The organism is Aneurinibacillus sp. Ricciae_BoGa-3, assembly GCF_028421645.1.
Classification (GTDB): domain Bacteria; phylum Bacillota; class Bacilli; order Aneurinibacillales; family Aneurinibacillaceae; genus Aneurinibacillus_B.
Genome location: NZ_CP116887.1, coordinates 824,039 through 839,525 on the forward strand (window position 1 = coordinate 824,039; position 15,487 = coordinate 839,525).

Annotated in this window: 12 protein-coding genes; 8 read left to right on the forward strand and 4 right to left on the reverse strand. The window is 43.2% G+C overall.

The genetic code is table 11. The annotated features are described in order from the left end of the window. Positions 1 to 50: 50 nt before the first annotated feature. Complete coding sequence (locus PP175_RS04295) at positions 51 to 3,290, reverse strand: DEAD/DEAH box helicase (RefSeq protein ID WP_272441605.1); 3,240 nt, start codon at positions 3,288 to 3,290, stop codon at positions 51 to 53. 35 nt (positions 3,291 to 3,325) lie between these two features. Then, positions 3,326 to 4,483: an SEC-C metal-binding domain-containing protein gene (locus tag PP175_RS04300; protein ID WP_272441606.1), complete on the reverse strand. Its 1,158-nt coding sequence runs from the start codon at positions 4,481 to 4,483 to the stop codon at positions 3,326 to 3,328. A 414-nt stretch (positions 4,484 to 4,897) separates the two neighbouring features. On the opposite strand from PP175_RS04300, the gene PP175_RS04305 reads away from it, so the two are divergent. From PP175_RS04305 to PP175_RS04335, 7 genes are all read left to right on the forward strand, one after another. Then, the gene (locus tag PP175_RS04305; protein WP_272441607.1) at positions 4,898 to 5,134 is read left to right on the forward strand and encodes a hypothetical protein; all 237 of its coding nucleotides are present in this window, start codon (positions 4,898 to 4,900) and stop codon (positions 5,132 to 5,134) included. 315 nt (positions 5,135 to 5,449) lie between these two features. Beyond that, complete coding sequence (locus tag PP175_RS04310) at positions 5,450 to 6,058, forward strand: acetate uptake transporter (RefSeq protein ID WP_272441608.1); 609 nt, start codon at positions 5,450 to 5,452, stop codon at positions 6,056 to 6,058. 68 nt (positions 6,059 to 6,126) lie between these two features. After that, positions 6,127 to 7,842 carry an acetate--CoA ligase gene (acsA, locus tag PP175_RS04315; protein ID WP_272441609.1) on the forward strand — a complete coding sequence of 572 codons (1,716 nt, stop codon included), beginning with the start codon at positions 6,127 to 6,129 and terminating at the stop codon, positions 7,840 to 7,842. Between the two features lie 340 nt (positions 7,843 to 8,182). After that, positions 8,183 to 9,784: a malate synthase A gene (gene aceB / locus PP175_RS04320; RefSeq protein WP_272441610.1), complete on the forward strand. Its 1,602-nt coding sequence runs from the start codon at positions 8,183 to 8,185 to the stop codon at positions 9,782 to 9,784. Positions 9,785 to 9,805: 21 nt separating this feature from the next. Then, on the forward strand, positions 9,806 to 11,098 hold the full coding sequence (gene aceA / locus PP175_RS04325; RefSeq protein WP_272441611.1) for an isocitrate lyase: 1,293 nt from the start codon (positions 9,806 to 9,808) through the stop codon (positions 11,096 to 11,098). Between the two features lie 219 nt (positions 11,099 to 11,317). Continuing rightward, positions 11,318 to 11,701, forward strand: coding sequence for a CidA/LrgA family protein (locus PP175_RS04330; protein ID WP_272441612.1), 384 nt, complete (start codon positions 11,318 to 11,320; stop codon positions 11,699 to 11,701). Between the two features lie 21 nt (positions 11,702 to 11,722). After that, a complete protein-coding gene (locus PP175_RS04335) occupies positions 11,723 to 12,412 on the forward strand; it encodes an LrgB family protein (protein ID WP_272441613.1) in 690 nt (229 codons plus the stop codon). 313 nt (positions 12,413 to 12,725) lie between these two features. Here PP175_RS04335 and yhfH read toward each other — a convergent pair whose 3' ends face one another. Then, the gene (gene yhfH, locus PP175_RS04340; protein WP_272443181.1) at positions 12,726 to 12,854 is read right to left on the reverse strand and encodes a protein YhfH; all 129 of its coding nucleotides are present in this window, start codon (positions 12,852 to 12,854) and stop codon (positions 12,726 to 12,728) included. A gap of 342 nt (positions 12,855 to 13,196) precedes the next feature. Next, positions 13,197 to 13,889 (reverse strand): aspartate/glutamate racemase family protein, encoded by a 693-nt coding sequence (locus tag PP175_RS04345; RefSeq protein WP_272441614.1) that lies wholly within the window; start codon positions 13,887 to 13,889, stop codon positions 13,197 to 13,199. 145 nt (positions 13,890 to 14,034) lie between these two features. Here PP175_RS04345 and gndA point away from each other — a divergent pair, with 145 nt between their 5' ends. Then, a complete protein-coding gene (gene gndA / locus PP175_RS04350; RefSeq protein WP_272441615.1) occupies positions 14,035 to 15,450 on the forward strand; it encodes an NADP-dependent phosphogluconate dehydrogenase in 1,416 nt (471 codons plus the stop codon). The last annotated feature ends 37 nt before the right edge of the window (positions 15,451 to 15,487 follow it).

Sequence of the window (15,487 nt, forward strand, 5' to 3'; positions counted from 1 at the left end):
GCGTCGAGGGACTTGCACAAACAAAAACGAGAGGGTTAACAGCAACCCTCTCACGATCCAATCATCAGCAATTCCCGTATTTCTTTTTCTGTCAGGGTGGACAATGCTTGTTCACCCGGTTGGATTACCTGGTCAATTAAATCCCTTTTTCGCTGCTGTAATTCGTACATCTTTTCTTCTATTGTGCCTTCTGTAACGAGCCGGATAACCTGCACGACATTTTTCTGACCGATGCGGTGCGCCCTGTCTGCGGCTTGCTGCTCGACCGCGGGATTCCACCATAAGTCATACAGGATGACGGTGTCTGCTCCGGTCAGATTAAGCCCGGTTCCACCAGCTTTTAAAGAAATCAGAAAGATGTTCTCTTCTCCTTCATTAAACCGCCGGCATAGCTCCACCCGTTCTAAAGAGGGCGTTTTGCCATCCAGATAGAAACAGGATAAGCCTTTTTCTTCGAGTTTCCGCCGTATGATCCCCAGCATTTCCGTAAACTGAGAAAAAATGAGCATTCGTCTTCCGCCGAGAAGACCTTCCTCGATAAGGTCCATTAGTTGGTTCAACTTTCCTGAATTGCCGCGATAGTTCTCCACAAACAACGAAGGATGGCAGCATATCTGGCGTAATCGGGTAAGCCCCGCGAGAATTTTCATCCGGCTCTTCTGAAAGCCATCCGCTTGTAAGTCTTCGATGGTTTCTTGCTGCAGCTTCGATAGGTATGCTGCATATAATGTTTTCTGTTCCTTGGATAAATCGGGTGATTGTATCGTTTCTATTTTCTCCGGCAGTTCCTTAAGAACATCGGTTTTCATTCGGCGTAAAATGAACGGGCGTACCCGTACGGCGATTTGTTCGCGGGAAAGCGTGGAAAACGCCTTTTTACTGGAGAATAGTTCAGGGAATATCGCGTCGAATATCGACCAAAGTTCATCCAGCGAATTCTCCACAGGCGTTCCAGTCAAGGCAAAACGATGCTTGGCCTGGATAGCTTTGACGGATTGTGCGGTCTGGGTCGTCCGGTTTTTGAACGCCTGTGCTTCGTCGAGAATCAGAGTGTGGAAACGTTGATTTTCATACAACTCCAGGTCTCTGCGCAGCAAAGGATACGACGTAATCAATACATCCACGTTTGCCACATCGCTTAAAAATTCGCTGCGCTCCTTCTTGTCACCAGCGACTACTAAGGTTTTCAAATCAGGCGCAAATTTTATTAATTCGTTCTTCCAGTTATAAACTAAGGAAGCTGGAGATACAATTAATACCGGCAGTCCGTCTGGTTTCTTCTCCTGGAGTTCCGATTGGATAAAGGCAATGCTCTGCAGAGTTTTGCCAAGTCCCATATCATCGGCCAGGATGCCCCCGAAGCGGTAGTAGGCAAGAGTTTTCATCCATTGGAAGCCAAATTTTTGATAATCCCGCAGCACTGGGGCTAGCTTCTCCGGAATCGCAAAATCCAGGTTGTCCGGGTTTCTCAAGTTTTCAAGCAAATGGCGGAGCGATTTTCCAAACTTAATGCTGTGGGCTTTTTCGCTTGCATCCAATAAAGAAAATCCACGAACCACCGGCAGCTGGATTCGTCTTCCTTTGATCTCTGATTTTCGGACAGACATTTTGTCCATAAGCTGCGCCATTTCCTGAAACCCGTTTTCCTCTAATGACAGAAATGAGCCGTTTGGCAAGCGGTGGTATTTCTTTTTCTCCACCACGGATAAGAGGATATTGCGAATTTCTTGTTCTTCGATGCCTTCCAGATCGAAATGGATTTCCAACCACTCCGTTTTAGAATCGACATCTACAGAGGCTTTCGGCCGACGGGATGTCTGGTGAATGGCCGATTTCAATGCCGGGGTAATATAAACCTCCCCAAGTTTTTGTAATTGAGGAACAACATGATAAAGAAAGTTATAAATGGATTCCTCTTCATCGATGTAAAGTTCACTGGTATTTATTTTGAATGCAGAGTCTTCAAACAATCTCATAATCCGGTTCTCTTGCTCGGCATCCCGGATAAGAATGCGGTCTGAACGGTTGCTATTTCCGCTGTTAGGGCGCATAGGTTCAATCATGATATCCCCGTATACGTATTCCAGCCTGGCTTGCAGCCGTTCATCCTCTTGATCCAGATAAATCTTGGCCTGTAAAGCCGGACTTACAATCCGATCTGAGATTTGCGCAGCGATGTCAACGGTGCCGAGTTTTTTTAACCCCGGGACTACCTTCTCCATAAAGGGCTGGATTTGATCCGGCGAAATCAGTGTTTGGGAGTGTGACATATATTGAAACATTTTTTTTAGTTCCGCCAGTCTTTTTGATTGGGTCTGATCGGATTTCCACAAATACCCTCCGACCACGATATACCCGTAGTTCTCCATCACGGTTATATCCTCCAACCCTTGGATAACCAATTTATATCCCTTGGATGCAGTTTTATTTAATTTAAAACCGAGAGGAATTGGCCCCTCTATTATTTTGATTTGGTCATACTTTTCGGATTTGTGTTCAAGCTTAACGTTTGAATTCGATAAATTTAGCAGCAACCTCTCCCATGCAATTGGAGGAATGAATATGGCCCGCTCATTGCCGATCATAAAGTTGCTGGGAGAGTAGCTCATATTTTGACGATAAGCTTCTTCGTTTTTATTTAATTCGATTAACTGTTGAATAATGGCCCAATCCGTGTCTTTAAAGGCGTGTTCGGTAGGATCGAAGGTAAAGTGTTTAGAGAAAACATAGGGCGTCTGGCTCTCGATTTCAGATAGAAATTCCTTAATTTTCTTGACAACGTACAAACGCTTGGCGCCGATTTTCATCTCTATCGTAAACATGTTCTTCCCCGACGGTAAGCTGTTAGCATTACAGATAAACTCTACGTCAACCAGCTGCTTGCTTTGCCCAGATGGTTCGGCTGCGGGAGAAACGGACGTATTGTCAAAGAGCGATAGAAAGGTATTCGTCAACTGTAAATCTTTACTTGAGACCGCAGTTTCCTGGGAATTTTTGTTTCCTTCATCATCTTCGTTAATCTCGAGAAGCACGGCTGCAATATGCTTACAATAGGTATCATAGGTATGGTAGGCAGGGCAGCTGCACTCCGCATGCACATTGCCAAAGCCATCAAATAAGACGTGGACGTTGTACCGTTTGCTGCCCAGGACAACGGCGTCATACCGCAGATTCTCCGGGTCGTAATTTAGCCTGGTAACCCGATGTGATCTGTAGTACGCTTCTCCTCGCTGGTAGGAAGTTGCGCCGCATAATAATTTGATAATTTTTTGGGATAATCCATAACTCATCCTTTGGTTCCATCCTCTTTATGTTTTTGCCACATTCACTTTTTGCTTCTTCGAGATACACTTGCTGATGTTTGCTTCTTCAACCAGTTCATCAGTTCAGGGTTTTCCCACCATAACATAACGTGCTCCTGGGCATAGGAAACAGCGTCAGTCTTATCGCCAAAGCCAATGAATTCGGGAACTTCTTCGGGGATTCGCTTTTTACCTAGTATATAATCGACTACGTGTGGATTTTGCTCGACGGCGTCTTGCAAAAGGGAAGTAAGCTTACGTGTGATTCCATTTTTCCCGTATTCTATCAAAATCCTGTTGTAGTTAAAAATGGCGGTCTCATCTTCCTCATACGCATCTATAAGTTTTAAAGCTGCGTCGTATTTGTTCTCTTCCATATAAATTTTTAGCAAAAGGTAGCGAATGCCCTGGTTATCATTCGGGTTTAATTCCAGCAGTTCTTTGCATTGCTGTATTGCTTCTTTTGTATTGCCCATGTATAGCAGGCAATTGGCATAACCTGCTTTGGATTGCATATAGGGGCGGGTTTCGATTAATCCCCAGAAATGGCCTTTGTTCTCCTGAAAAAAAGCCTGTCCCAGCTCCCGCTCTCCTGCGATCATGCCCTGTTTATAATAGGCAAGTAATTCTTCCGGGCTACCAGTAAACTCTGCAAGGTCGTCGATACCTTCATTCTTTCGTTCTTCTGCCTGTTTTAAAGTAAACTCCCACAGTTGATTGGCACGTTGGGAAATCGTACCGACAGACAAATTGTACTTCTGAGCAAGCATTCCCTGGGTTACATCGGTTCTGCCGGCAAGCTGGGCAATTGCATATTCAACAGCGGCAGGGTACACATCCACCTTTCGAGTTATCGGCTGGTTCTCTAATGAATAAGCATTCCATAAGAAAATACCTGTCGCAATCGCTGCAGCATCGTATTCAGCAATCATATTGTCTAAGATTCTTTTTCCAACTAATTGATAAAGGGTATTCATCCAATTTAATTCCTCTTCAATTAAAACCGCAAGCGCTGCATAATCGATCTGTTTAGGGTCTACATCAGAAAGCCACTTGTTTTCCCCGTCACTCTCGGGCGCAATTCGGGTTACATTGTTGTGCTTATCGTTTTCAAGGCAACAGCGCTTGTATTTTTTACCGCTGCCGCAGGGGCATGGATCGTTCTTTCCTACTTTTATCATTTGGATCCATCTCCTTTGTCCGTTTGGTTTCTTTGATTACTATTATAGGATTTCCAACAGCGTACAAGCAAAGTTTATTTGCGGTAATACTTGTTGAAACCTGAACAGGAGTCTTGTGTTATGGCAAGCAGGTTCTTAAAAAAGGGGTTAACAGTTGCTAAAATCAGGCACAGATTATTGCATAATTGCGAATACATATGTAGCACTTTTGCTGGCACTACATATGATGGTAACAGGTAGAAAACAATCTGCACCTCCTATAGCGGATAAGAAAGTATAAAGCGCTTTCTTATTGGCATAAGCCCAGATAAAGATGAAGGCTAACTACTCTGCGCAGAAGGCTGGTCAGAACCTGTTTTCAAACTAAACCGCTATCATCAAATGAAAGGAAGTGCTTAAAAGGTGTTCTGGGTTATGTGGGCCATCGTTAGTATTGTTGTGTGGGGCGTCATGAACTTCCTGATGACAGGCGAAGTAGCCGGTAAAGACTGGTGGGCATCGCTGCTTGCCACGCTCATTGGCGGCTGGCTCGGGGACTTGCTGCTGGGTCACTGGCTGTGGGTTTTTGCCGGATATAACATCATCGCCGGAGCTATCGGTGCCATCGTCTTCAACTGGCTGTGGAGCTTAGTGCGCCGCAACATGTACTAATAGTAAAATTATCAAACAAATAATAGCCGTGTTACCCTAAGGGGGGCACGGCATCTTTATGTTGTATGAACACGCCGCTATCTACTTTTTTCTTTCGGATTCATGTCATTTCTATCACTTTTTTAAAAAGATATATACCAATAAACTAATGTAGTATAATAATTTTGAAATTAATTTATTTTGTGATAATACAGTTGAATTTGCACAAATTCTGTTGTATATTAAAATATGTAGTCTACATTGGGCCCAATGAACTACTAAATAAGCAATCATTTTCTTTGTTTGGAGAAAAATTTCTGATAGGAGAGATGAAATATGATAGAGAAGAAAGTTTCCATTGCGGATCCCGGCCCACTAGGGTTGGCTGCTTTTGCCCTAACTACGTTTGTTTTAAGCTGTGTGAATGCTCACCTTGTTCCTCCATCTATCGCAGCTGTATTTTTAACGGCAGGGCTATTCTATGGTGGTCTGGCTCAATTGCTTGCTGGAATGTGGGAGTTTAGAAAAGGCAACACCTTTGCCGCAACAGCGTTTACATCCTATGGTGCTTTTTGGGTCTCCTTATCTTCTATGGTATATTTCGAATTGACCGGGGTTTTAAAATTTGGCACTGATGCAAACATAGCAACAGGATTGTTTTTAGTTGCGTGGACCATCTTTACCTTCTATATGTGGATTGGCACTTTCCGTTTAAATCGTATTTTAAATATAACGTTTAGCCTGCTGCTTATCACTTTCATCTTATTGGATTTAACGGAATTCAAAATTATTTCCGGTCCCATTGCCGGGTATTTTGGGATAGCAACTGCTTTTGCGGCCTGGTATGGATCGGCGGCGGGTATTTTAAATCCACTATTTAACCAAGATATTCTTCCTGTTGGCGAGTTCAAAGCCAATCGGGAGAGCTTGCAAAAAACTGCATAACTTAATTGTATTTACCAGCAGAAGTAAGTTCAAAATCAAGTAAAATACCCCATTAGGAGTTGAGCAGATTGAAGGCGGCAACACTTCTGATTTTTCAAGGTACACACAATCTAGTAAACTACGAGGAAACCTACCAAAACTTCGATTGGAAAGAAGTTGAAAAGAACTTCTCTTGGTATGAGACGGGCAAAGTTAATATGGCACATGAAGCAATCGATCGGCATGTGGGCACAGCCAATGAAAATAAGGTGGCCCTTTATTATAGTAATGCAATGCGCGATGAAGCCTATACATTTGCAGAAATGAAAACGCTATCTGATAAATTTGGTAATGTGCTGCGCAATCTAGGAATTGCTAAAGGGGATCGGGTATTTATCTTTATGCCGCGTGCACCTGAACTTTATGTAAGCCTTCTTGGTGCGGTGAAAGTCGGCGCTATCGTCGGCCCGTTGTTTGAAGCATTCATGGAGGGGGCTGTGCGCGACCGTCTGGAAGATAGCGAAGCGGTAGCCATCATTACAACTCCGGACCAGCTACCTCGGGTACCGGTTAAAGATTTGCCGGCTCTCAAACATGTGATTCTTATTGGCAGCGATGGCAACCTGGAGGAAGGCCAGGTAAGTTATGAAAAAGAGATGAACAAAGCTTCTGCTGATTTCGAAATTGAGTGGGTAGATCGTGAAGATGGACTTCTTCTTCACTATACATCAGGTTCAACGGGTAAACCAAAAGGTGTTTTTCATGTTCATAACATGATGATCCAGCACTATCAGACAGCGAAGTGGGTACTGGATTTACAAGAAGAAGATGTTTATTGGTGCACGGCCGATCCAGGCTGGGTAACAGGCACAGCCTATGGCATATTCGGTCCGTGGCTCAATGGGGCTACCAACGTGGTTCGCGGCGGCCGTTTCAGCCCGCAGGACTGGTATTCTACGATTGAGAAATATAATGTAACAGTCTGGTACAGTGCACCGACATCATTCCGGATGCTGATGAGTGCGGGTGATGAAGTGGTGAAGCAGTTCGATCTATCCACCCTCCGTCATATTCTAAGTGTAGGAGAACCGTTAAATCCGGAAGTTGTACACTGGGGAATGAAAGCATTTGACAAGCGTATCCATGATACATGGTGGATGACTGAAACAGGCGGTCAGCTTATCTGTAACTACCCGAGTATGCCGATTAAGCCAGGCTCTATGGGTAAACCATTTCCAGGCATCGTAGCAGCCATTGTGGATGACGAGGGCAACGAATTACCGCCGAACCGAATGGGCAACCTGGCTATTAAGGTCGGCTGGCCTTCTATGATGCGTAAGATTTGGAATAATTCCGCTAAATATGAGGAGTATTTTCTTCTCAAGGGCTGGTATGTATCGGGCGACTCTGCATATATGGATGAAGAAGGCTACTTCTGGTTCCAGGGACGTGTAGATGATGTGATTATGACCGCAGGCGAACGTGTCGGTCCGTTCGAAGTGGAAAGTAAGCTTCTGGAGCATCCCGCAGTTGCAGAGGCCGGTGTTATCGGTAAACCGGATGCGATTCGTGGTGAAATTATTAAAGCATTCATTGCGCTTCGCAATGGGTATGAGGCTTCAGATGAGTTGCTGGAGGAAATTCGAAAATTTGTAAAAGAAGGATTTGCTGCGCATGCAGCACCTCGTGAAATTGAAGTGCGTGACAAACTGCCGAAAACACGTTCCGGTAAAATTATGCGCCGCGTATTGAAGGCATGGGAGCTTGGATTACCAACAGGCGATTTATCCACCATGGAAGATTAGTCGCACGAAAGCCGGCAGATATAGCTGCTCAGCCTTTTGGTGAAGTGGGTTACCATGAAAAAGTTCCATTAGACATACTGTTGTTTAAATCGATCTAGAACTAAGCCTACGAATTTCTGTTATTAACGGAATACGTAGGCTTTCTTTTATCTATTTAATTTGAATCATTACCTCTTTAAAACCCTCACACATCTAGCCTTCTTAAACAATTTTTAATTAATAAAAAATTTTTAATACATCCACTTGTCAAAAATAAAATTACTGTTATATAATACATTTAGATAAATTAAATGTTATATAATACAGAATTGAAAAAGATGACGGAGAGGTGATGTAATTCATGAACAGAACAACCGATGTAGCAGGCGTAGAGGTTCTTGAAACGATTTCTGAATCTTATGCCGACATTCTTACCCCTGAGGCTTTAGCCATGATAGCCAAGTTGCAAAGAGCTTTCAATTCCAGACGAATCTCTCTCTTGGAAAGGCGAGAAGAGAGGCAGAAAGAAATTGATGCAGGGAAAATGCCGGATTTTCTGCCGGAAACAGAACATATACGAAACAGTGATTGGACGATTGGGCTTCTTCCACTTGACCTTCAAGATCGAAGGGTAGAGATTACTGGACCTGCAGGTGACCGAAAAATGGTCATTAATGCCTTAAATTCCGGCGCTAAGATGTTTATGGCGGATTTCGAAGACGCAAACTCTCCTACTTGGAGCAATACAATCGAAGGCCAAATCAATTTAAGAGATGCGATTCGAAGAACCATTCGTTTTGTTAATCCCGAAGGCAAGCAATACTCGTTGAATGAAAATATGGCAACCATCATCGTTCGCCCGCGTGGATGGCATCTGGAAGAAAAAAATGTATTAATCGATGGAGAACCTGTATCGGGGAGTCTGTTCGATTTTGGCCTTTATTTCTACCATAATGCGGAGATTCTACTGCAGAATGGATCGGGTCCTTATTTTTATCTTCCTAAGATGGAGAGCCATCTGGAAGCAAGATTGTGGAATGATGTGTTTGTTATGGCACAGAACGAGTTGGTGATTCCACAAGGAACGATTAAGGCAACCGTTCTCATTGAAACGATTCTGGCCTCCTTTGAAATGGATGAAATCCTCTACGAGTTACGTGAGCACTCAGCGGGGCTAAACTGTGGGCGTTGGGATTACATTTTCAGCTACATCAAGAAGTTTCGCAACCAACCGGATGTCATCCTGCCCGATCGAGCCTCTGTTACGATGACTGTACCTTTTATGGATGCATATACGCAATTAACAATTAAAACTTGTCATCGTCGAAATGCTCCTGCCATTGGTGGGATGGCGGCTCAAATCCCCATTAAGGGCGATCCGGCAGCCAATGAAGAGGCGTTTAACAAAGTTCGCTTAGATAAGGAGCGAGAAGCAAGAAACGGCCATGATGGAACATGGGTGGCGCATCCAGGTTTAGTTCCTGTAGCGATGGAAGTATTCGACAGCATCATGCCGAGGCCAAATCAAATTGAAAACAAACGGGAAGATGTACAGGTTACAGCGAAAGATTTACTTGCCGTCCCTAAAGGTTCCATTACAGAAGAAGGTGTTCGTACCAATATCAGCGTAGGGATTCAATACATCGAGGCTTGGCTTCGTGGTTACGGTGCGGTACCTATTTTTAACTTGATGGAAGATGCCGCTACCGCAGAGATTTCCCGAGCGCAGGTTTGGCAGTGGATACGCCATCCAAAAGGGATCCTTGAAGATGGACGGAAGGTCACGGCTCAGCTATTTGACCAAATACTCAAAGAAGAGCTGGACAAAATTGAAGAAGTTATAGGAGAAGAACGTTATCATTCCGGTAAGTACCAGTTGGCGAGTGAGTTGTTTTCTCAGCTTATACTTGACGATAAGTTTGAAAACTTCTTAACTCTCCCTGGATACAAATATATACATTAATTTAGAAAGGGTGGATGAGAAATGTTAGAACATTACGCTGTGCAATTAGAACAAAATTGGAAAGAGAGCCGTTGGGACGGAATTGAGAGACCGTATTCAGCTGAGGATGTTATCAAGCTTAGGGGATCGGTTCAAATTGAGTATACACTGGCCCGCATGGGTGCAAGACGTCTGTGGAATCTGGTAAATACTGAAGACTATGTGAATGCACTTGGCGCCTTAACAGGAAATCAAGCGGTTCAACAGGTAAAAGCCGGTTTAAAAGCCATTTACTTAAGTGGTTGGCAAGTTGCAGCTGATGCGAACCTTTCTGGACATATGTATCCTGACCAAAGTTTATATCCGGCAAACAGCGTGCCTTCCGTTGTAAAACGCATAAACCAGGCTCTCCAGCGTGCGGATCAAATCCATTATTCAGAGGGGAAGGATGACATTCATTGGTTTGCTCCAATTGTTGCAGATATGGAGGCAGGGTTCGGGGGCTCATTAAATGTATTTGAACTGACCAAAGCGATGATTGAAGCAGGTGCATCCGGGGTTCACCTTGAAGACCAACTATCCTCCGAGAAAAAATGCGGCCATTTAGGCGGGAAAGTTCTGCTGCCCACACAAACTTCCGTACGAAACTTGGTTGCTGCTCGATTAGCGGCTGACGTGATGGATGTGCCTACTGTACTCATTGCAAGAACTGATGCAAATGCAGCAAACCTCATCACCAGTGATGCCGACCCATATGATGCGCCGTTTATTACGGGTGAGCGCACGTCAGAAGGGTTTTATAGAACAAAAGCCGGCCTGGATCAGGCGATTGCGCGAGGGCTTGCTTACGCACCATATGCAGACATGATTTGGTGTGAAACTTCTGAACCAAATATGGAAGAGGCTCGGCGTTTTGCAGAAGCCATCCATGAAAAGTTCCCTGGAAAACTGCTGGCTTATAATTGCTCGCCGTCCTTTAACTGGAAGAAAAAATTGGATGATGAATCCATTGCCAAATTCCAGATTGAATTGGGGAAAATGGGATACAAATTCCAGTTCGTTACGCTTGCCGGCTTCCATGCGCTTAATCACAGCATGTTTGAATTAGCTCGTGGATATAAAGAAAAAGGAATGGCAGCATATTCCGAATTACAACAGGCAGAGTTCGCTGCTGAACAATACGGCTATACTGCCACTAGACACCAGCGCGAAGTAGGAACAGGCTATTTTGACGAAGTGTCCCAGGTTATTGCGGGTGGGACATCTTCTACGGTTGCTCTTGCAGGATCAACCGAAGCGGAACAGTTCACAGCTGAACACACCACAAAAGTATAAACTGCTTTTCCTATATACTAAGCGCTGTGAAATTAAGGTTATTAGAAGTATATAACAATAGATAGAAAATTACAAATCAAGAGGTATGGAACGCGGGAAAACGGTTTTATGGAAAAAACCAAATATAAATAATACATTATTTCTTTATCGGTTTCCTCTCAGGATAGGGCTATCAAGCTCTATCCTAAAGTTTTATATAAACACACTGGAGTGGGAGAGATGAGAAGAAAAGTAATCATTGCGGCACGCTTAGTGGTTCAAATTATTATTTTATATGTCCTGAATGTAGTAGGAGACCTGATTGTCAAGGTTCTTCACATTCCTATCCCTGGAAATCTTGTTGGTTTGTTTCTACTGTTTCTTTTATTGATGACAAGAATCATTTCACTACAATGGCTTGAAGAAGGGGCCGCGCTTCTTTTGAAGCATTTGTCTCTATTCTTTATCCCTATTGCAGTGGGCTTAATGAGTTATGGAAACCTACTCATGCATGAAGGATGGCTGTTGTTTGTTTCGATTTTGGCAAGTTTATGGATTGGAATTTACACAACGGGAAGAATCTCACAATATTTTGCCCGTGAAAAGGAGTCCAATCAAGAGTAATGTTCAAAAAGAGGTGATGATATGGATGTAGCCATTACAATTTATACGCTAATCGTGACCATTGTGGTTTATATAGGCAGCCTTTTGTTAAATAAGCGCGTTCCTTCCCCTTTTACCCACCCGGTTTTTGTGAGTACACTACTGATTATCTTTGTACTTATATCAACCCATATTCACTATAAGCAATATGAAGGGACGAAGGAAATTCTCAGCTTTTTTCTCGGACCTGCTACTGTAGGGCTTGCGATCCCTTTATATCAAAATCGAGCTCTTTTATTACGAAACATTTTACCTTCTTTTACAGGGATTATCGTCGGCTCAATCGTGAGTATAACAGCTACGATTATAATGGTGGATGGCTTTCATTTGTCGTCTGACATTATTCGTTCCATAAGTTTAAAAACGATTACCACCCCGATGGCGATCGACGTTGCTTCCATCATTCACGGGGATCCCATTCTAACGTCCGTTTTTGTGGTGTTAACCGGGATGCTGGGAGCGATGACAGGTCCTTGGTTAATGAACAAAATGGGAATCCATAACCCATTAGCTAGGGGACTTGCTCTTGGCGTGCAAGCCCATGGGATTGGAACAGCCCAGGCAGCAGCAGAAGGCAAACTGCAGGCTGCTATTGCGGGTGTAGCGATGGGGATTAATGGGGTTTTTGTTTCTATCATTATCCCCATTATGATTCCGTGGATCGCGAATTGAACCTCTCACAACTAAAGTCGCGATACTAACCTTTCGCCGTACCACCTGGCTTTGTATTCCTCCATCGAACGAAACACCGACCCACTTGCATCGGAGATGCTCTTGGCCAGACTATGGTTTTTGACCATAGGGGGAGTCGGATAAACTCTGAATTTGAACGCTTTATGATGAATCATCGTATCACCACCACGGTTTTTTTCTTCAGATTGCATCTAAAATAGGTAATTCAAAAAAATAGTACCTTGTCGATCCCTAATTTTAAGGGAAAAACAAGGTACTAATCTGTTCTTTCTATTGTCATTTACTCACCCTGTTACTCATGTTTACGACTGAAGCAACGCTCACATTCCTGAAGGTAGGACTCAGCCTGCTCTTCAAAATACTCTCCGCACTCACAGCATTGTTTTCTCGGCAGATTTTTGTAAAACTCCAAGTTTGTCATCAATTTTCATCCTCCATTTGTTTATATTCTGAATTATCTTTATTTTTATTGTATTATAACAGATGCTTTTTTGTCAACCGTTGTTATATAACTTTTCTGATTTTGTGTTTTAAGGATACTTCATCGGAAGCGTATTTTTGCTAGCAGACTTTTATTTGTACTCTTGGTGGTTTTAGCTGTTCAATAGGAAATAAAAAAGGATGCCGAAGCATCCTTTTCCAGGTTGTAGAAAAATCCCAATTTAAGCAGTGAAATGTATAACCATCTTAAAATTTCACCTGAACTATTTAAAGTCACAAAAACATTGATGCCCACTTTGTTTGTGACCATTGCCGTAGAATCTTACATTTGTAAGCTGAAATTCAAAGCAGACTCCACATGAATCGCTGTGGTGTCAAAAAGGGATAGATCGAGGTGCTGGGGCTGAAGAATCATAGCAAGCTCTGTACACCCGAGAATAACTCCTTTTATTCCACGTTCTTTGTTCCTTGAAATGATATTCATGAGACAATCACGGGAAGAATCCATAACCCGACCAAGGCACAATTCTTCGTATATTATTCGATTTACACTCGAAATGTCGTCGGTATCGGGGACAACGATATTTAGACCTAAATTTGAAAGGTGATCAGTTAAAAACGGCTGTTCCATTGTATATCGAGTACCAAGAAGAAGAACTCGTTTTGTCCCAGATTCGAGAACTGCTTTTGCTGTAGCATCGCCGATATGGATGAGCGGAATAGATATAGCCCTTTTCACATAATTCGCCACTTTGTGCATGGTATTTGCAGCTATCAGCACACATTCTGCCCCTCCTCGATCAAGCCTGCCGGCTATGTCTGCAAAAATCTCACCGGCCCGTTCCCAATCACCCGCTCTCTGTAAAGCTTCAATTTCAGCAAAGTCAACGCTCCATAATAAAATTCTCGCTGAATGAAGCCCGCCAAGACGCTCTTTAACACCTTGATTTAAGGAAGAGTAATAATGGGCTGTAGACTCCCAACTGATACCCCCGATAATACCAATGCATTTCATCTATCGTTCCCCCTTTTCTCTTAATAATAGATTAATTTTGGCTTTTTAATTCACTAAAATGAAACCTCCCTGTAAAAAGGAAAAAATGACATCGAGAAGAATTTATTCAAATAGGGTGTTTAAATCACATAAGGAGTGGTGACGAATGGCGGTACAACAAATCGGTGTAATAGGTTTAGCAGTTATGGGCAGGAATCTTGCCTTGAATATTGAAAGCCGGGGCTACTCTGTTAGTGTTTATAACCGATCATCCGAAAAAACAGAAGAATTTTTAAAAACGGAAGCGGAAGGCAAAAACTTTGTCGGCACTTATTCTATTGAAGAGTTTGTCAATTCATTGGAAAAGCCACGCAAAATTTTATTAATGGTAAAAGCAGGTGCGCCAACGGATGCAACCATTGAGTCATTGAAACCTTTTCTTGAGGAAGGGGACATTCTAATCGATGGCGGAAATACATTTTTCCAAGATACAATCAGGAGAAATAAAGAATTAGAAGCAGCCGGCATTCATTTTATTGGGACTGGTGTGTCAGGCGGAGAGGAAGGAGCGTTAAAAGGTCCTTCCATTATGCCGGGCGGCCAGAAAGAAGCGTATGAGCTTGTCGAACCGATTCTAAAGGCGATTTCTGCGAAAGTGAATGGCGATCCTTGCTGTACGTATATTGGCCCGAATGGTGCAGGCCATTACGTAAAAATGGTTCATAACGGAATCGAATATGGGGACATGCAGCTTATTTCTGAAGCCTATTTTATTATGAAGCATGTTCTTGGCTTAGATGCCAATGAACTTCATGAAGTGTTTGCAGAATGGAATAAAGGTGAATTAGATAGTTATTTAATAGAAATTACAGCCGACATCTTTACAAAGGTAGACGAGGAAACAGGTAAACCGCTTGTGGATGTGATTTTAGATACAGCAGGCCAAAAAGGTACAGGCAAGTGGACGAGTCAGAGCGCTTTAGACTTAGGCGTGCCCCTGCCCATTATTACGGAATCTGTGTTTGCCCGCTTTATCTCTGCTATGAAAGAAGAGCGTGTAAAAGCAAGCAAGCTTTTGAAAGGTCCAGAAACAAAAGGGTTTGACGGCAGCAAGGAAGAGATAATCGAAGCGGTTCGTAAAGCGTTATATATGAGTAAAATTTGTTCGTATGCGCAGGGCTTTGCCCAAATGCGTGCGGCTTCTGAAGAATATGAATGGAATTTGCGATACGGTGACATCGCAATGATTTTCCGCGGGGGTTGTATCATTCGTGCACAATTCCTACAAAAAATAAAAGATGCTTATGACCGTGACCATGGTTTGGCCAACTTATTGTTAGACCCCTACTTTAAAGAAATTGCGGAAAGCTATCAATCTGCACTGCGTGAGGTTCTTGGAATTGCTATTCAGCGGGGCATTCCGGTGCCATCGTTCTCCAGCGCTTTAGCGTACTATGACAGCTACCGCACTGAAACATTACCGGCTAACCTGCTTCAAGCGCAACGTGATTATTTTGGCGCACACACCTACCAGCGTGTCGATAAGGAAGGGATTTTCCATACAGAATGGCTTCAAAAATAAGTTTAACGAGTTGTTAGCCTAACCTTAAAGTGGTTAG